Origin of the sequence: Yersinia sp. 22-579 (genome assembly GCF_030433455.1) — a bacterium.
Taxonomy (GTDB): Bacteria; Pseudomonadota; Gammaproteobacteria; order Enterobacterales; family Enterobacteriaceae; genus Yersinia; species Yersinia enterocolitica.
In genome coordinates, this window is record NZ_JAUJTZ010000016.1 from 88291 (window position 1) to 106938 (window position 18648).

Below are 18648 nucleotides of genomic sequence, written 5' to 3' on the forward strand. Positions count from 1 at the left end.
TTGAGCAGTCTAAAAATCAATCGGTTACTCTTGTTAGAGAATGGGCCGCATTTTAGGTTGTAGATACTGATAGATGGGGCTGGGCATCTGGGAAATTTATGTGTAATGGCCTAATAATCCAATTGTACACATCCGTAAATGGAGAAAAAACCACATGTAATGATTTAAATGCTGGGTAAAAAATCAGATATGCGGAGTGACAGCGCTAACATTGCAATCTCAGAATCGGCTTCTGCAGAGTGCCCCATATCTAGTGTCTGATTATGAGGGGCATAAACTTGAATGTTGGTTCGTTTGTCTTGCCCATTAGTGAGCACCAGTTCCAGAATTTTCGGATTAGCCAGGAAGTGAACGCCCGTAGCTGCGGTTTGCCCAGATCCACCAGGAATATCATAATGTTTATCGTTGAGGATCAATGGCAAGTAAGATCCCGGTGACGTTTCCAAACAGCCCCCTATAGCAATGGCGCGCGCTTCTTGAACACTCATTCCTTCTTGTGAGTACTGGCTTAACAAAAATTGCATCCCGACCTGATTGTTGAGCCATGCAGGATAGCCCGCCCCCGTTTTCGTGCACTTAATGGCGTTAAGCAGAAAAGATTCTGGCAACTTTTCATCATATAACACACTCAGCGTGGGCTGCGTTGTTTGACAACGAATACCAGCTTCAAGGATTAATTCTTCAAGTCGATTAGCTGCCGATAAACCGTCTTTTTTCAGGCCACCAAGTACTACATTATTAAAGGTGTTACCGGATAATACACCACCTACAACACCCGTTGAGGCGAAGCAATCAATACAGGTCAGTTTGACACGATAGAGTTGGAGTAACTCAAGGGTCTCTTCTTCAGTCAGTCGACCAGCGGCAATGTCCTGTTCAAACCATGGCCACAGGATCTGCCCCAAGCGACCGGGGGACATACCAGATGCAGCATCTTCATTGAGCATCGCCAAATGAAGGGTATAACTCAGTTGCAGGGCCTCGCGAAAAGTGCGTGGCTGATGGTGTGCGATCCATGCAAGGCATTCGGCGATATCATTGTATTCCTGACACTGTTGTGGGTCTTTACTGTGTCTGGCTAAATCAAGAGCATGTATCTCATAATGATGGATCCAGTTTTGCAATCCTTCGATGATGATCCGGACTGAATCATAGTAATAGAGGCGATCCATGCCGGTAATACCGTCTCCATTAGCATTTCCTGCGACCCGTGTTCGTTGTTCCATGGCAATATCTAAAATACCGTTTAGGCCATACTGAAGAGGATAATAATAATTAACGACTTCCCGGCCTTGCGGAATGGTATAGCCTGAATCGAACATGCAAATAACCGATTTCATGATATTTTCTTTGGTCTGATAATCAGGGATAAGCATTTCATACTTATGTCCGAGAGCTTCAACCGAACGCCCTGCCCAAGCTCTGGCTAGCGTAATCAGTGGTGTAGTTTCTTCTGCACGAATACCAAACTTACCGGCAATAGATACAACATTGCCAAGACTTTGTGTGACGTTACCTCCACCACTACCAAAATGGGATAGTTTCCCAGCACTCTCGCTGCCGGTATCTGGTCTAGCGGTCAGTTCATCCGCATTGGCGAGGAAGAAACTTTCTGAAAGCCACGGCATTGGAAAAGAACCCCGGTAATATGCAGTTTTTTGCATTACCAGTTTTTCACCAGGGAAAATAGTCGGCGTTAAATGAGAGAATGCACATTTCAGTGCCTCTGCTCTGCGAACAATAGTGACATCATCCATCAACTCATCCCACTTACGGGTGTACCAGTAAGGGAATTCAGTATCGACTGATGAAAGCGTCTTGAAATAGATACCCCTTAGGGCCTTGGCTCGGGGATGTGAATTGTCTTTATCGCTATTTTCTTCGTCGGTGGAATATGCAGTAGAGTTTGACTTGATACCACGTTGTTTCAGAATGGCAAGTATTTCTGGGTTCATTTGCTAGTGCCTTTTAAACGTATCTACCATCAGACTATTGTCCCTTATGATTACCCTTCCGACTGTTTATAGGCTCAGTAATCTGTTAGCCACTTTACGTTTATCATTGACTAAAAACAAAGCTATCTGTTTTTTTATTATTTAATATCAATTAGTTGATATAACACGATGCATTACGTATCCGTAAATAATTTGGATTATAATTCTCATTAGATAAATGCATTTGCGGATATAACCCCTTACGGTCTGGTGAGAATGTGAACCACACAGGCTCTGACCAACAATATTTTATTTAAATCCAGCAGAGAAGTTGGGAGACGTTTTTTTCTGTCCCTGTGTTGAGGGTTGTTTAGCCGACGAGGGAGAACGTAGCCCACCTGCGGCGGGAGCTAAGACACTGTTAGGCAGTGACTTTATTCAAAGAGAAATACCTTCCCGTATTAGCGTCAATTTTCCAGGGCACAGACTGACTGTAGTGATGTGATGGACGCCCCTCCTAAAGCAGTCAGTGCCATACTTTTACTGACTGCATTAACCCGGGAGTAACATCACATGAACACGATCAGAGTTGTAGGTATTGATATTGCCAAATCTTTTTTTCAGGTCTGTGTCTGGATGGTTGATGGCTCTGTTGCCTAGAACAAAAAAGTAACGCGCCAGAAACTGCTGGATACGCTTCGCCAGCCAGTGCGTCATTGGGGCCATGCCCCCTTAACATCTCCGTCACTGACCTTCCCCGGTTCACCTGCCTGGACTCAGATATACTGAGGAGGCTGCCCGTCGCACTCTTTATCCTTGCTTGCCGCAAGTTGGCAGAAGTCAACAACGCGAGCGTGATGAGCGCTGCTGTCGCGGTGTTTCGCATACATGTCAAAACACCTTTGACTGACAGTGCATACGTATCACTGTCAGTTCCTTCTGCACGGCCGGTCAGATCACGTAGGCCGTGGTGACGTTTTCAACCCACAGAGGCGGATTAACGGGTTCATGTTCTTCAACCTTTCAGTACTCAACCTTAAGGATCATCTTGGCTTAGTGATTTCGCCTCAATCTCCGTTGTCAGCGGGTTATATCACCCTGCAGGCATGCCGCAGGTCACTGCCGCTCAGGTTCTCCACCGTCACACCCGGTGGGATTGTTGGGCTTCTCGTCATGAGTTACCGGCTCAATATTCCAGACAGACTCGTGGTTCATTTGAGCATCCGTGCTCGCCCTGAACTCCGGGCACACTATAGGTCACGTCGTTACACCAGACCTGGTTTGGCGCTGTAACTGCGAACTGGCGATCGAGAAGATTGGGTATATCAACGTGTTCGTTGCTCCTCGCTTGTATTTGTGGGCGGGTATCTGGCAACTGGCAATGTCCAGCTCTTTCATCAGCTTGCCGGCGAGCCAACGGCTCATTTTAACACCGTGCCTAGCTGTGACGATGGTCGAGATACTCCCGGCCCTGCCAGTGTCTGCGCGGTGTTTTCGGCGTCAGTCAGTGCCTGCGTCGGGATGAAGATTTCATCGCCTTCCCCCACGGTATGAAACCCTTTGGCGAAGGTACGGTTTTGGTTGAGTTGGGCCAGGGCAGAGAAAGACAGGCCATATCGGGTGGCAACGGTGTAGGCGGACTCGCCGCGTTTGAGGCGGTAAGCCACAGTTTTTGTGACAGAGGTCGATTTTACCGGGGCCAGGGTTGGCGCAGTCATGGCCGCCATGGCGGGTGCAAATGAGACAGACAGCGGAAAAATGGCCTGAATGGCAATATTCGCCCACACAATTTTTTTGAATGATGTGACACCCGGAGCGTTATCGGGGTGCTGAATGCGGTCCTGGTGTTGAAAAATTTTCATAAAAGTGTCCTGACCCAACACACCTGGGGCGTGTTTTCTTTAATTAAGGTAGTGAATAACAACGTGAAATAAGGAATTAATTTTTCCTGGTTGGCTCGTTATTATTTTGAATATTTTAGTTTTCATCAAAAGCACACTCTCCAATAAGCGAGAGTAAAATAAAAAGCACGCCATCATTGAACGGGATGACCAGAAAGTTAATAAGTACATCCCCGACCATTGGAATTTGATAGCACCTTATTTTACTGTGCACCCTAAATGTATTTTTGATGGATAATAATGGAGATGTAAGTTTGAAACACTCAACCATCTCACGGCTTTAAAATTAATCAATTAATACAATGCATACTTAGAATTTTGTGAATCAACTCGATATTATTTCTTACCCCCATTTTCTTCATCGCCGATCGTTTTTGACAACTAACTGTTTTTTCACTTTTGTTTAAAATCTTGGCAATATATCCACCTGTAAATCCTTCTTTAAAATATTGCATAATCACACACTCCTCTTTCGTAAGACTTTTATTTAACGTGAAACCCATACATTTTTCTGTGTTGGCTTTCTTTTTGCCTTTTTATTGATAATAATGTATTTTAGTTCTGACATTATTTTCTTCCTGAGAAAGAAAAGTGTGTCATCAAGACAAATACAGGTAATGGTGTTTATTTTTTTATACATTAATTGATCATGAGATAAAACGTAATTTTTATACGGCAACACAACAAATAAATCAATAAACTCATTTTTTAACTGATTTATTTTCAATTCAAAATTGCCACTCATTTGCGAAGCGTCAATAAATAAAACATGACTGTCTTTATAAGGAGTGGCAGTTATCCCGATCCTATAACTTACTTTAATACCTTCCAGTATTTCTTTTATTACTTCATATACTCCCCTTCTGAGGTATCCATTACTATTCATAATAGAAATATTCAACATTTTATTACTCCACAAAAAACCACCCACTTGTAACCAAAAAACACAACCCTATCCATAAGTGTGCTCATAATCAGATACACTCCTGTATTGATTATTTCTTTTCGTTGGGTGCGATAACCGATAATGGAAAAGCTCAAACGGCATGGGGGAACCGTGGAAATAGCCCTGAACAAAATCCACGTTCATCTTCTTAAAATATTCATTTTGCTCCGAAGTTTCTATCCCCTCAGCGATAACCCTAGCACCAAGTGCATGAGCGGTGATGATTGCCTTGATCATTAACCGCTCCAAATCTTCATCACCGATGTTATTGGCAAATAGTTTATCCAGCTTCAACGTCTTGGCTTTTACTACATCAACCAACTTAAAATTAGCGAACTTTGTTCCAAAATCATCTATGGCAAAATTTATTCCCTGTCCAGCCATATGGTTAAAAATTTCTTTAGCCTCAGGAAACCTGGAGATATCTTCCCGTTCAGTTATCTCTGCGATCAACGAAAAGTTTAATCTGAGTAACTCTTCATTAACAATAATCAAGTAAGTAAAAAAATTAGATTTATTTAGCAAACTGATATTTACATTCAGATTTACTCTAAATCCCGAAGGAAAGGAACCACTAGTTCTCTCCAACTCCATCATCATACTTCGTAACAACTTACGGGTCAGTAGTTCTAAAAGGCCATGTTCTTCAATATCTAGAATAAAATCACTCGCACAGACTAATCCTCGATTAGGTTTAAGCCAGCGTGCTAACATTTCACAACCCACAATTTTATGCGTTACAGGATCAACAATTGGCTGATAAAATGGAATAAACTCATTTCGTTCTATTGCACTACTCAATGTATTCTTTGAATACTTCATTTTTCTTCCTCAAGAATATATTACTTTCCCCTTACGCTATGGGAAAATGGAAAGTAAATAAAAACCTTTAATTGCATAACTTACATAGGGAAGCAAAATATGCCACCATAGACAAAGAGATGGTTAAAATTATAAATAGGTAACCACTTTTTCATGTGGCATATCATGAATATGTTTTTTTGATGGAAGGCCACTAAAAAATATAAACTCTTTAACACTCATTTTATTTATATTACTAGTTCGACCCGTCAATTAAATACAATGTCCGATCTTACTTTACCGACAGTACTTAATGTTGACCTACAGTCAAATTCTGTGGAGTGTATTCCAATGTAAGACGAATACACTCCACAACATTAAGAATCCCCCTAAAAAACAGATAAAAACACATGTAATACAAACAGATAATCATGTCGACCACAAAAATTCCTAACTGTAAAATCACTTTATTACGATATAAAAAACTATTAAAATAACCACTAAAGATAGTTTGAGCCATAAAAGAAGCATCCCAGCCTCTTTCAAAAAGAATGCCTAGAAATTTAACTTAACTCCCAGCATCACTGCACTATCACTGTAACCCTTGTCACCAACCTGTTGGCTTACATTGCCCCACACATTCAAACTCTTGGTTAGTTGCCCTTCCACCCCCGCCTTCAATTCTGCCACATCTCGCGTACCTGCACGGTTCACCGTGACACCATCCATCTGCGTCCCAAAATCTTGCGTGTTGTGCAACCAGTTTGCTTCCACAAACGGCTGGAAGCCCTGCACCTTGTCTTTCTCCTGTTTGCTGTTGTTCATGAAGGCCTTTACCCCCACCCGAGTCTGCACATTGCCGTCACCTTTACCCGTAACCTTCGTGCCATTGGCTTCCTTATGCTCGTCCGCTTTCACCCCCATCCAGGTCGCCTGCGCTTTCGGCTGGATAAAATAAGCGGTACCCTTCGCCGCTTTTTCACCCACCTTGAAGGTATAACCACTTTCTACCGACGTTGTCATCCCTTTGGATTTATACTTCTCTGTCTCCAAATCCTGTCCGTCAACGGTGTTGTTGAACCAACTGTACTGAGCCCAACTGTCTACATACAGACCGGTTTTATCTGCCTCATTGGCATACCAGGTACCGTACAAACCCAAGTTGTAACCATCCACTGACGCCTGGGCTCGGTAACCCGAAACCCGCGAGTCCGTTGTGCTCTGGCTGTTGCCGTAACCGACCATCACCCCCAGATGGAAACGGTCAAGATTATCGGTACTCCATTGAGCCACATCACTGCCCACTTGTAAGGTATAGCGGTTGCTCCGGGTATCCAACTGGTCATGGCTATCCGTCACCCGAGTATGGCCCCCTGTACTTCGCCACCACAGACTGGTGACCTTGTCTTCGCCGGTCAGCGCATCAATGTACTGCGTCTCTCCCAACCGGTCGTGTAGGCTGGAGACAAACAGGGTATTGGCGGCCACTAGGTTGGCACTGTATCCTCCAGCCTCCGGACGCTCTACCGGCATGGTTGAAGCCGTGGGAGATGTTGTCCCAGTAGGCGATGTCGGGTTAGTAGGTATTGCCGGTTCCTGTGGCCCCCCTGGTAACGCTATTCCTTCACCGGGATGACTCGGCAACGCAGGATTACTTGGCGAAATACCGCTGTTCAGGTACCAGTTTCCAGACTGGCTACCAGCACCACGCCCGAGGGTGTAATCATAGGCCCCAGCCACAATCCGCCCTGCCTGTATAAACTCCCCTTCAGAATTGCCCTTAACCTGAACAAGTTCAATCCCGTTAAGTGTCTGTGCACCACTCCCGCCGACATTCGTAACCCTGACATTAGTCGTCCCTGATGTGTTGCCCTCAATCACCAGTTTGTCGGTCTCAGAGGCATCATCATTGAGTGCCGCATTAAAATAGAGATAGCCCCCGTCGCTGTGGTAGTTACCTGCAACAGTCAGTGTTTTAAAGGTCCTATTGTCACTATCATGAACATAATTGACACCCGCGCTATCCGATAAACTGAGCGACGTCAGTGCAGAATCACCGGTCATGTACCAGAGGCTGCTCATTCCGGCCAGACTCAGATTTGTGGTGCCGGGGACACTGCCTAGCAGAGAGCTCCCGGTAAACGTAGAGCCTTCGGTTAGGGATAAATCCAAAACTCCGCCTGACGCCGATAATAATGTTCCGGTAATATCATATTGGGCTGCATTTCCAGTGATAACGCTGTTTTGCCCCGTTGCATAAAAAGCTCTGGCATCGGCTGCATTTATCGTTCCCCCGTTTAATGACAATAGCCCACCATTTGTAGCCGTCATCGCGGCAGATGAACTACTTCCCCCTCCGACAGTGACTGTGGTTGACCCATTAAAATCAATAACCCCCCCATTTGACCTCACACCATAGAGTGTGGCTGTGCTGTCTGTGGTAGTGTTATTCACCGTAACTTCTTTTAATGCCGTGACACTGGACCCCGTTGAGTTAGCTCGAATACCAGTTGATCCGCCGCCCCCATTAACAATATTAATGGTCGATGTCCCGTTGAGTACTACGCTACCCCCGTATGGGGCCTCTTCTGCTAGGCCTTGGGTACTAATACCATAAACTGTTGCATGGTTTCCTGCATTCACATTGACTATGAGTCCGTCTTGAGTATTAATCTCAGTTCCTGCCAAATAAGCATCTATACCACTAGAATAATTTCCAGCATTATTCAGCGTCACAGTAGTATTCTCATTAAGATAAGCTCGCATCCCTGGACCTAACACACTATTGGAAGATAGTCCTCCTTCAAGGTTAACCCCGTATAACGTGATATCATCATTGCCATTCAGGGTAATGGTTGAACCGGCACCGAGTTTGGCAGTCACTGTCGCCGCCAGCTCAGGGGTAGGAGCACTACCCGTTTGCATCCTAAGCCCAGAAACATAATCACCCGTAACCCCTGGATCTATATTCATCACGATATCTGTTTTGCCAAACTGGACAATACTGTTAAAAACACTTAACGAGGAAGGGGGAATAATTAACGTCTTAGTTAAGTTGTTAGTAATACTTACATCCCCCATATAGGTAAATGCATTATTGTTTACTGCTGAAATACCAAGTTTATTATCTACATTAACCAACCCTTCATGAAGAGTTAATGTATTAACATCATTAACCGTGTTGGTGGCTGGTGCGGCATTCACTGTCCCTATCGACATTAAGCACACACCCAAAGTTAATTTTTTTTTGCATCTCATTGTTACTAACCCTTATATAAATCACAAAACAATGAATTAACAAATATCGAATTTAACGATTAAAACTTAAATCCATTAAGGAAAGCCCATCATCAATAAATATTGTCAACAGTAATTAAGATGCACAGTAACAGTTTTTAATTAAAACAATAGAGGAGTTTTGTAGGAATATTCTTTATTATTATTATTATTATTTTTTGGATGGTTTTTTAACAAAAATGCATACAACCACCCCTAATAAAATCAACACACATCCACGCACACAATATTATCAGACATGGTTGAAATTTTGACATCACTTCAAAAAAACAACAAAAAAACGCAATGGAATGACATTTACTAGATTTAATTGCATGAATTAAAATGAAAAAAATTTCTTTAAAAGAAAAAATTCTGCGACTTATTTTTATAACTATCTTTATAAGAGTCACATTCCGTTTGAAAAAATCATCTTTAGGTTAAATACATCTCCATGTGCTTATTAAAATCGGAAAGATAATTTTTCTATCTTTATAATTAACAAATGAAATAAAGGTGTTATTGATAGCTGGAGTTGACAATAATTCACACACTATACAATAAATGACATTTTTATAGATAACTTTATAAAAAAGTCCTACAGGGCGTTAGCATAAACGGATAGAGGAGAGCGTTTCAATAATGAAGTAATGAAGTAATGAAGTAATGAAGTAATGAAGTAATGAAGTAATGAAGTAATGAAAAATACCAAGTGACATAATCTATGACAAACGAGATTAAATACAATTAAGATTATCATTGTATATATATTAAAACAGATAATGTATATCTCGTCAAAAATACAGCGTTTATAGTCCAGTCTGGAAACTTTTCCTATCGAACTATATAGGTCCAGTGCAGATTTTAGGAGGACTAGGGGTTTGAAGGCCAATGATGTAAAAAACCACGCAAAGGAGATAATTCATTGTTTGTATTGAAATTTTATGGTAAAGAAAACTGTCAGGCTCGACTGCCACCTAAAGGTTTTTACCTGATTCGAATTGAGATAGAAAAGAGATTAGTCCTGATGGTCTTCTAAGTTGGCCACTTTCACCTGATTTCGCCCAGACCTTTTCGCTTCATAAAGTTTTGAGTCTGCCACTTTCAATAAATCATCAAAGTGAACAAGCTCTCCTTCTTTCGGATGGCATGTCACTGCACCAATACTGATCGTGACCGTTCTTCTGAGCGAGGTCAGGTTTTCAACGCTTTTTCGTAATCTTTCGCAAGCCAAAAGACAGCCCTTTTCATCCGTTTCAGTGAAAAACATGATAAATTCCTCCCCGCCAAACCGCGCGATTTTATCCTGGCTTCGTAGGATATGGCTGAGTTCTCTGGCAATATTTTTTAGGGCAAAGTCTCCTTCCTGGTGACCATAGTCATCGTTATACGATTTAAAAAAATCGATATCGGCAATGGCAAGTGATACAGAGACTGGATACCGCGCCATTTTGGTCATTTCACAATCAAACCAGAGCATGAACTTTCGGCGATTAGCAATCTCCGTCAGACTGTCTTCCGTGGCTATGCGCTCCAGAATAATATTGACCTTATGCAACGCCTCTTTTTGATTTTTGAGCTCAATTTCCATCGTTTTACGCTCATCAATACTCTGGATCTGAGCAATATAATATTTTACATCACCGTTATCCTCACGCACCAGAGAGACACTCAGAAGGATCCAGATATAATGGCCTGACGCCGTCAGGTATCTTTTTTCCAATTGGTAGAAAGGAATATCCCCTTGAGAAAGAGCCTCTAATTGTTTTAAATCCGTGGTTAAATCATCGGGATGAGTGATGTTTTGAAAGTTGATGGAGAGCAGATGACTTTCAGTATATCCCAGCATGCGTGTCAATGAGCTGTTAACTTTCATCCATAGGCCCGAAGGCGCTACCAGTGCCATCCCGATGGTTGAGTTTTTAAAAATGCCTTCGAGAATGTCATTGTTTTTTCGTAACGCTGAAATAACCGTTTCATTTTCACTGATTAATAAGTTCATCTCGATTAACGAGCCAATACCCTCAGCCATTAAACTAATGAATTCATAGTCATCCTCAGAGAAAGATACCGTTCTTATCGGGGTCCGCTTGGAAAACGGAAAATAAACCACGCTAAGACTACTTTTTAACCAAAGCGCTCTTGGTTGTTGTCCGAACGGCGGGGCTACGGCGTTTCTGTGTCCGAAACCGAACGATTGCGTACACCATCCCAATAACATGTACGAAAGTAAGCAAAACTATTAACGGACAGTTAGATCGTTCCGTACATCCCTTACGGTCAGGGGGTTTCGCTCAATGGAACGAAATCACCCGTTAAACTCAAAACGCTTAACGTAGGATAATTTCCGTTTTCCAAGCGGACCCCTTGTAGGTGGCCCAGTTGGTGATTTTGAACTTTTGTTTTGCCACGTGATATCGCTGCAGGATCAGGAGTGTGGTGATCTGATCCTAACTACGGCCAAAAGTTCGATTTATTCAACAACGCCGCTTATTTTATTAAATATGCAATTTTTGCATGAGGGATGAATAAATACCATTATTCTTTGGAGTTCATTTTATTTATACTAATCTCCAGTTGATTAGTAGGTACAACTAAAACTAAGGAAGTAAATATTTATTTAAAAAACAATAGTCATATGATTTTTATAGAGATTAATAATAACCATCCGTATAGTATTATAAGTTTTAATAACCAACCTGCACCCGCACTGGAGCCAACATGCTTGGAATAAAAATTTTATCAAAGAACAATGTTCTTAAAAGAGGAATAGTTGAAATCATTAGGAGTTTATTAAAAAAGTATCGACATATAAAAAATACCCCATCAAAATCAGGAGGGGAATTAAACGAAATATCTACACCAGTAGATTTATTATTTATTGATGCTGATTATATCGATGATATTAATAAAAATAAAGGTGCAACATTAACCTCTGACAATATAAATGTTTTTTTACTAGGAAAGAAAAAAACAAATAGTTATTTCTTAACCAAGAAAAAATCAGTAGATGGTTCGGTTTCTTTTGTAAACATTGATCGCAATATATTAAATTTAATTGGAGAAATCAGCAAAGCATTTAATCCCATAAGTGGGAAGGTAGTTTTAAATCTTAATGAGAAACTAACTACAAATTGTAAAAAAGATATTTTATCAAAAAGTGAGCGAGATATAATCACAAAATACATCAGTGGTCTTTCTGGTAAAATGATTGCCAAAATTCTTAATAAAAGTGAGAAGACAGTTAGCAATCAAAAAAGGAATGCCATGGAAAAATTAGGTATTACAACCAATCAAGAACTTATTAATGTTTTTTTGAATAAACAAGGTCAAAATGAAATATAAAAATGAAAGTGGGAAAGGTACAGTTTTAAACTGTACCTTTTGATTGACAATCCACAATACACTAATCACCATTAAAATCAATGCATTACAGTATTTATCTCAACTTATCTAAAAAACTATTAAATACATTTTTTCATAATAATTATTGCTATGATATTAATCGTTCTATTTATGTCGAGCTTATACAAAATTCGTTAAAAAACAGAAGACAATAGGCAGAAGATTTTATTTTTCGAGTGACAAATTTAGTACAGAAAATCAATTATCTTCTTTGATTAACATAAAATTATATCGAATTTCATCAAGGAACCATTTAGTCATCGGCAAAGGTGTCCTTTTCATTCCATGTATAATAGTATAGCAACCAATAGGAAGTTCTTCCTTAATATCAATTATTGATAGTTTATCTTTGATATAAAAACTATTCAGCATCTCTTTAGGTCCTATAGATATATAATCATCATCCAATATCAATTGTTCCCCAATCGACACCGAGTCACCATATAAAACAGAACTAGAAAGACCTCTTCCATAAGGGAATATTATATCTTCAATGGAGTTGAAAATGTTTACCCCTCCACCAGGAAGATACCATTTTTCATTTTTCAATTCTGCCAAGGAATGACTATTAACTAACGGGTGATTTTTTCTGGAAAACACATAGAATTTAGACTCGTTGAGATGTTCAACATGAAATTCATCTAAAGCAATATCCGGCATTGTAATACCAACGTAAAAATTCAGTCTTCCACTCCGAATAAGTGGAGCCAATTCGGAGAATTGTCCCTCAATAACAGTAAGTTCTGCCTGTGGATACTTTTGTTGAAATTTTTTTATTACCGCAGGCATAATCCTGTAAGCCGGTAAATGAGAGCATCCAAACTTGATTGTACCCTGAGATTCATAAATCATTTCATCTAGGTCATCCAGTGCCCTTTCAAGTTCATTGAGTACCTTGTCCATATAGGGCTTAAAAAACTCACCAAACTCTGTCAATTGAATTCCATTAACACCTCTTTTGAGTAACGGGACTCGTAGTGTGTTTTCTAATTCTTGAATGCTACGAGTTACGGAAGATTGTGTTTGATGAGTTGCAGACGCAGCAGAACTGATGCTTCCGGCATGAATGACTGACCTTAAATTCTTGAGTTGATTAATTTTGGGAAAGTTCTTCATTTTTCTACCTTAGGTATATGAGTGTAAATAAATTTACTCTTCATAAATTATAAGTAACGAATTCAGATAAAACCTATTTTTTTTTCCATAAAATCTAAGTTTAATAAATTGTAAAAGACTTGTGACCTCCACCCTCATTCTCTTCTATTCCGATATATCTGTTGGATAAGAACATTTCGAAACCAAAGGAAAATATTTACCCATATACTACGCAAGTACTATGTAGGCTGTACATTTTCACATTAACAATATGAATCTTTTTAAAATACCCAGAAGTAATACGGGACGAAATTCACATGCTTCCACTCAATAAATTAGAAGTAACTATAAGATATACTTAATAAATATATAGGATCCAGTCATATCTCAATCAATAAAATAATTAATACAACAATTTTCTGTTAGAAATGACAATATGGCCCTGGTTCCATATTGGGAATATGCTATTTATCAGTAACTGTAGACTATTTGACTTGTATATACAAATCTTATTATTTTGTTTTTTTTAGATATCAAATATCTTCATGGAAACATGGTAGTGATGATCTTTTTGTAACGTTACTATTTATAGGATAAATGTTGCATTTTTTATGATGTATAAACTTCTTAAGACTAAGAAATGACAAGCCTATTGCAGGATTTAATTTATCCCCTAAGATAGTTTTAATCCCTTTTTCAATTTTATATTTAACAATTTCACTTGGATCCTCTTCTAATAAAATTGTAGCATTGTATTTTTTCGCTAAATTTATAAACTCATCATTTAATTTATGAGAAGAGATAATAAAAACAGCAATGCCCAACTGTATTGATTTCAAAATTGCCACAAAGGCGGAAATAGTCATATTTTCAGGTTCAATGAAAATAATATCATAACTAGATTTACATACTTGATATGTTTTTAATTCCCTATTAAGAGTGATTTTATTAAATATATTTTCAATTATTTTTTTAATGCTCATGTACAAAAAATAATCATTTACATTGATAATGCAAACTGTCATGTTAATATCCTTCTAGTGTGGTTCCATAATAAATAGTGTGCTAATTATCTTTATCGTACTCGTTTACTTATATAATGACTTTTTTATTCATACCCCCCTGCTTATGACATTAAGAATATATAAAATCTTGAATAACAAATGGTTGAGTGCAATCTTGCCGTTAACACTCTTTATAAAGAACTTAATGGTTATTAAAGTAGATGGCTTTTAGCAATGTTTTTATTGAAATAAATATTCAGTCAGCCAACTAATAAGAAATATATAAACCAATGCTAATATAAACACACGTGTCTAACTGGCTAAGTTACTATTGCTAACAATGACTTCTGTAATAACCAGACGTTTTGAGATAGAATGTAGTGACAATTAACAACGTAATAGTGTTAATTAAACAGATTAGCCAACTTATAATATAAGAAGTTATAAAAAATACACGGTAACCAAAATAACACTGAAATAATCTGATTAATACTATTTATAAAAATCAGAAGCAACGATTGTATCTAATGATTTTATTAAAATTGAGTTGGCAAGAGTAAATTATTTTAATTGACATTGAGTATGATTTGCACATAAAAATCCCAATACTTAAATAGATAGAGATTGCCACAGGCAGACTCTATCGAGACAGTAGTTACCTAAAAATTAGTCATTTCAAAGTCCGAAATTGTCATTCCGCTAACACAACAAAATCTTAAGCATTATTGTTTCCTAAGTTAGTTATCTCACAAACATTAAGTTCTAGTCTATCTACATACAGCTCTGTACTTAAAGTATTATAAATACACTCTGCTAATGATAAGAGAAAGTTATGTGATTTGAAACCCAATGAATTAATTGGTTAATTAAATTTAAATGACGCTATCATACTGAATGATATAGATATATTTAAATAATAGTAATACTATCTCATTATGTTTTTGTGGGGAAAATAGTATAAAAATCTATTTTATTGGGCATTTAAGAGTAAAATAACCGCTCTCCTCATCGATTAATTATTAATATTAAGCCTTACGCCTTCATTTGAGTTAGAAAACTTAAAGATTTCCAGAAGAAAATCATATAATTTGACATTATATTTACCTAATGATCACACATATTGTTAATTATACAATCCTTGACGAATATGATTTATATTGCCATATTATTAGTTAAGCCAATACATTGGGAGTATAATTTATGAGTATCGCCACACCGGTATACGTCATAACAAATTGCAGTTACTTCAGTAACGGACTCCACGGAATCGCTGGCGAATTTTCTCATCAACTATTTTTTTTGAACGCTGTGGATTCAATAGTTATTGACTATAGTAAGCCTCTAAACATTGTACTTGTTCTCGATGTTTCAAGTAGTGCCTCGTTGAGGCAATTGAAAAATTCAATTAATTTTCTCATGGGTATTAATTGTAAGAAAAGAATAGGCGTCATAGTTAGTCGACTAAATGCTTATTTAACATATTATATCTCTAGAAAACTTCATGGGAAAGTTACTTTTTTCAATGCTCACAACCTCTATAATGGATTGTTTGTACATAATTTTCATTCATGGATTCGAGGTTCTACGTTTCGTCCAATGAGAACAGTGGCAAGATATAGAGATACAAAATATGGATTTTCATTGAAGGAATGGCTCTCTTTAGTTGTCCCGCTTAGTGGTGAAACAATTAGTGAAATGGCACACTGCATGAACGTAAGTGATCATAGCCTCTACCAGGTAAGAAAAAGTGCTTTGGCTAAAATTGGAATTAAATCGTACCGGGAATTTTGCGAAATGTATATTAATGGTAAAATCAAGATAGAAAATGAAACCATAAAAAAACTGTAGGTGGAGCTTGAAGCTGATTTATCCCTAACTAACAATAATAACCTAAGTACTAAAGTATCTATAATTTTTACAGCAATCTCAGCCATTTTGGCAAACGTATATACTTTTACTTTTCGTTATTCAATCCTCGTTCTTCAAAATCGTGATTGGTAACGGTACGAATATATCATTATTAAATGCATATAATATGATTACATCGTAGATACTACATTATCACAATATTTATTACCAGTTCAGTCTATACTGTAGCTTGCTTCACTTTCTAAAAAATGTAGAACAATGAATATTTTTATATCAAAAAAAATGCGTAACTTTATTATATTAGCCCAAACAAACAGTCTAGTAGGAGCGGCAAGAAAATTACATATGACGGCCTCACCATTTGGAAAAAGTATTGCCTCACTTGAAGATATTCTGGGTTATTCGCTATTTGTCCGCAGCGACAAGACCATTAGTCTTAGCAAAGCAGGTCAAGAATTATATCGTAAATTATTTCCTATTTATCAAAGACTTTCATCTATTGATGATACTATTTCGGCTTCATCACATAGGAGAAATAGTATAGCTATTGGTATAGATAACACTTACCCAACTATCATTTTTGATCAGTTATTCAGTCTTAGTGATAAATATAAAGGTATTTCTGTTCAACCTTTCGAATTCAGTGAAAAAAGTGTGATAGATGATTTACGTGATAGGCGTTTTGACTTTATTATATCACTGCAGCAAGCATCAAAAAAAAATTAGTTATACCCAAAGTTTACAGGTGACCGAACTGTCTTCATTACGATTCGGATTTCTCGTTTCTCGGCGCTTTGAAGATATTCAACCATTTGAGCTACTCAATACATTTCCCTGGCCGCAAATGCAATGCCAAAATTTCGCAAATTATGAGACTATTTTAGATGCTTATTTTCGTTCTATTGGAGTGAATCCTAATATTATATATCGACCTTACAGTTTCATTTCAAAAATTAGTGCTGTCGAGCAGGGGAAGTTTCTGAAAATGGTTCCTCAGTTTGCCTATAAACTAGTGAACCCAGCCAAGTTGAAATATTTTGATGCACCAGTTCAACCTGTATTTATGAAAGAATATCTTTATTCGTTAAAAAGTAATCAACATATAGAAAAGATCACGAGCTATATTCACTCCGATCGTGAAGGTAATTAAGGTGTGCTCATTTAGCGGTACTAGGAGGATTATGTAATTGAAGTTCGGCACTTTTGACCTCACATCAAATACTTCGATCATAGTTACAACAACAAAAATCATAACGCTCATAGTATGAAAACACCTAGCCACTAATGGTGAAAAAAAATCAAAAAGAAGGTACTATAATAAATAGGAGAAGAACTTGATGTGTGATCAGGCCTATTTCACCCTCAAAAAAGGATATCCAATGAAAAAAATTATTGTCATGTCTTTTTTGCTAAGCTTATGTCCCCCTACATTTGCAATGCCAATATTTTTCCCTGCTAATGGAGTAATATGCGATAAAGAATCCAATTTTTGTGCTGATACTCAGGGGATATCCATAGATTTAACAACCCAATACTTAGGTAGTCAAGCTCGGGAGAAACTACTCAAGGTACTCGGTGACAGTGCAAATGTTAACTTGGATGAGTACACGCTAAGTAATGGTATACATTGTATTTCCCGTGAGAGACAGTGTTATTCTGATCGTTATTATCCTCGGACCCTAGCTAAACGTGAATCTAGATTCACGTTTAAAATCTTTGGCGAAAAATGATAATTTTTTTTAGTCAAAAAAGATGTAGTTTCTTCAAAAGGAAATAAAGCATGTGTCTGAGACTTTTGTCGTGACATTAGAGACTTAATACAGGTGGTATATTCCTTTGATAGATCCTTCTTAGAATAGGTTTACTTAATGTGAGCTCGCCCCCACGTAAAACCAGACAATAGAAGTTTTTTAACTTAAGAGATAGGCTTGCATATATGTCTAACACTAGTGCTAATTTTCAGACAATGGAAGATTGTTGGGGCAAGAAATCCGACGGTGTAAAACACCTCAGGAAAAGATCGCCATTATTCAGCAGTTGATGGAAGCGGGAATGCCGTGTCCCATGCTACCCGTTTACACGGCATTCAACCCTGCCTACTGTTCAAGTGGAAGAACCAGTACCAAGAAGACTTTCACCCGCGTATTCATCATATCACTACATTAATTCACGCACGTTCCCTGAACAAATCCGTATACCGATGGATTGTGTTCCCAATGTCCGTCGTACGTTGATACCGCCTTGGGTTGGAAATCGTCACTAGCGGACCACACCCACCTATCGTTGGCGTAGTTACGCCACCATGGTATGGGTGAGTAAGTTGACTCGTCGTGGATTGGGCCCCACTCACCAAACAACGTACCCAATGTCCTCGCTGACGTACCTGTGGTTAGGTCGTCGGATGCTGGTATTTGCGC

The 18648-nt window shown here is 38.5% G+C and carries 12 protein-coding genes and 4 pseudogenes; 5 read left to right on the forward strand and 11 right to left on the reverse strand.

What is annotated here, in order from left to right:
• Positions 1–164 precede the first annotated feature (164 nt).
• The 9 genes and pseudogenes from QSV56_RS18100 to QSV56_RS18140 all read right to left on the reverse strand — a co-directional run bounded on the left by QSV56_RS18100 (position 165) and on the right by QSV56_RS18140 (position 10890).
• On the reverse strand, positions 165–1955 hold the full coding sequence (locus tag QSV56_RS18100; protein WP_301213170.1) for a pyruvate formate lyase family protein: 1791 nt from the start codon (positions 1953–1955) through the stop codon (positions 165–167).
• Between the two features lie 531 nt (positions 1956–2486).
• Positions 2487–2651 carry a hypothetical protein gene (locus tag QSV56_RS18105; protein WP_301213172.1) on the reverse strand — a complete coding sequence of 55 codons (165 nt, stop codon included), beginning with the start codon at positions 2649–2651 and terminating at the stop codon, positions 2487–2489.
• Positions 2652–3186: 535 nt separating this feature from the next.
• A pseudogene (locus tag QSV56_RS18110) lies at positions 3187–3410 on the reverse strand (IS3 family transposase); the annotation flags it as partial.
• Entirely contained in the window at positions 3356–3796 is a 441-nt protein-coding gene (locus tag QSV56_RS18115; protein ID WP_367317237.1) for a LysM peptidoglycan-binding domain-containing protein, read from the reverse strand. The gene QSV56_RS18115 and the pseudogene QSV56_RS18110, both read right to left, overlap by 55 nt.
• 329 nt (positions 3797–4125) lie before the next feature.
• Positions 4126–4320 (reverse strand): annotated as a pseudogene (locus QSV56_RS18120) (helix-turn-helix transcriptional regulator); the annotation flags it as partial.
• 2 nt (positions 4321–4322) lie between these two features.
• Positions 4323–4739 carry a hypothetical protein gene (locus tag QSV56_RS18125; RefSeq protein ID WP_301213174.1) on the reverse strand — a complete coding sequence of 139 codons (417 nt, stop codon included), beginning with the start codon at positions 4737–4739 and terminating at the stop codon, positions 4323–4325.
• 48 nt (positions 4740–4787) lie between these two features.
• Positions 4788–5603 (reverse strand): EAL domain-containing protein, encoded by an 816-nt coding sequence (locus tag QSV56_RS18130; protein WP_301213176.1) that lies wholly within the window; start codon positions 5601–5603, stop codon positions 4788–4790.
• Between the two features lie 534 nt (positions 5604–6137).
• On the reverse strand, positions 6138–8801 hold the full coding sequence (locus tag QSV56_RS18135) for an autotransporter outer membrane beta-barrel domain-containing protein (RefSeq protein WP_301213178.1): 2664 nt from the start codon (positions 8799–8801) through the stop codon (positions 6138–6140).
• Positions 8802–9876: 1075 nt separating this feature from the next.
• A complete protein-coding gene (locus QSV56_RS18140; protein WP_301213181.1) occupies positions 9877–10890 on the reverse strand; it encodes a sensor domain-containing diguanylate cyclase in 1014 nt (337 codons plus the stop codon).
• A 689-nt stretch (positions 10891–11579) separates the two neighbouring features.
• On the opposite strand from QSV56_RS18140, the gene QSV56_RS18145 reads away from it, so the two are divergent.
• A complete protein-coding gene (locus tag QSV56_RS18145) occupies positions 11580–12203 on the forward strand; it encodes a LuxR C-terminal-related transcriptional regulator (protein ID WP_301213183.1) in 624 nt (207 codons plus the stop codon).
• Positions 12204–12461: 258 nt separating this feature from the next.
• Here QSV56_RS18145 and QSV56_RS18150 read toward each other — a convergent pair whose 3' ends face one another.
• Together QSV56_RS18150 and QSV56_RS18155 are read right to left on the reverse strand one after the other, a co-directional pair.
• Entirely contained in the window at positions 12462–13379 is a 918-nt protein-coding gene (locus QSV56_RS18150; RefSeq protein ID WP_301213185.1) for a LysR substrate-binding domain-containing protein, read from the reverse strand.
• 512 nt (positions 13380–13891) lie between these two features.
• On the reverse strand, positions 13892–14383 hold the full coding sequence (locus tag QSV56_RS18155) for a hypothetical protein (RefSeq protein ID WP_301213187.1): 492 nt from the start codon (positions 14381–14383) through the stop codon (positions 13892–13894).
• A gap of 1179 nt (positions 14384–15562) precedes the next feature.
• Between QSV56_RS18155 and QSV56_RS18160 the strand changes: the two genes are divergently transcribed.
• From QSV56_RS18160 to QSV56_RS18175, 4 genes and pseudogenes are all read left to right on the forward strand, one after another.
• Positions 15563–16210 carry a hypothetical protein gene (locus tag QSV56_RS18160; protein ID WP_301213188.1) on the forward strand — a complete coding sequence of 216 codons (648 nt, stop codon included), beginning with the start codon at positions 15563–15565 and terminating at the stop codon, positions 16208–16210.
• A gap of 279 nt (positions 16211–16489) precedes the next feature.
• Positions 16490–17381, forward strand: a pseudogene (locus QSV56_RS18165) (LysR family transcriptional regulator).
• 229 nt (positions 17382–17610) lie between these two features.
• The gene (locus QSV56_RS18170; protein ID WP_301213189.1) at positions 17611–17961 is read left to right on the forward strand and encodes a YcgJ family protein; all 351 of its coding nucleotides are present in this window, start codon (positions 17611–17613) and stop codon (positions 17959–17961) included.
• Between the two features lie 244 nt (positions 17962–18205).
• Positions 18206–18360 (forward strand): annotated as a pseudogene (locus tag QSV56_RS18175) (transposase); the annotation flags it as partial.
• Between the last annotated feature and the right edge of the window lie 288 nt (positions 18361–18648).

Coding starts and splice junctions, on each gene's coding strand:
- QSV56_RS18100 (WP_301213170.1), bottom strand. CDS start 1,955: ATGAACCCAGAAATACTTGCCATTCTGAAACAACGTGGTATCAAGTCA.
- QSV56_RS18105 (WP_301213172.1), bottom strand. CDS start 2,651: ATGACGCACTGGCTGGCGAAGCGTATCCAGCAGTTTCTGGCGCGTTAC.
- QSV56_RS18115 (WP_367317237.1), bottom strand. CDS start 3,796: ATGAAAATTTTTCAACACCAGGACCGCATTCAGCACCCCGATAACGCT.
- QSV56_RS18125 (WP_301213174.1), bottom strand. CDS start 4,739: ATGTTGAATATTTCTATTATGAATAGTAATGGATACCTCAGAAGGGGA.
- QSV56_RS18130 (WP_301213176.1), bottom strand. CDS start 5,603: ATGAAGTATTCAAAGAATACATTGAGTAGTGCAATAGAACGAAATGAG.
- QSV56_RS18135 (WP_301213178.1), bottom strand. CDS start 8,801: ATGTCGATAGGGACAGTGAATGCCGCACCAGCCACCAACACGGTTAAT.
- QSV56_RS18140 (WP_301213181.1), bottom strand. CDS start 10,890: ATGGCTGAGGGTATTGGCTCGTTAATCGAGATGAACTTATTAATCAGT.
- QSV56_RS18145 (WP_301213183.1), top strand. CDS start 11,580: ATGCTTGGAATAAAAATTTTATCAAAGAACAATGTTCTTAAAAGAGGA.
- QSV56_RS18150 (WP_301213185.1), bottom strand. CDS start 13,379: ATGAAGAACTTTCCCAAAATTAATCAACTCAAGAATTTAAGGTCAGTC.
- QSV56_RS18155 (WP_301213187.1), bottom strand. CDS start 14,383: ATGACAGTTTGCATTATCAATGTAAATGATTATTTTTTGTACATGAGC.
- QSV56_RS18160 (WP_301213188.1), top strand. CDS start 15,563: ATGAGTATCGCCACACCGGTATACGTCATAACAAATTGCAGTTACTTC.
- QSV56_RS18170 (WP_301213189.1), top strand. CDS start 17,611: ATGAAAAAAATTATTGTCATGTCTTTTTTGCTAAGCTTATGTCCCCCT.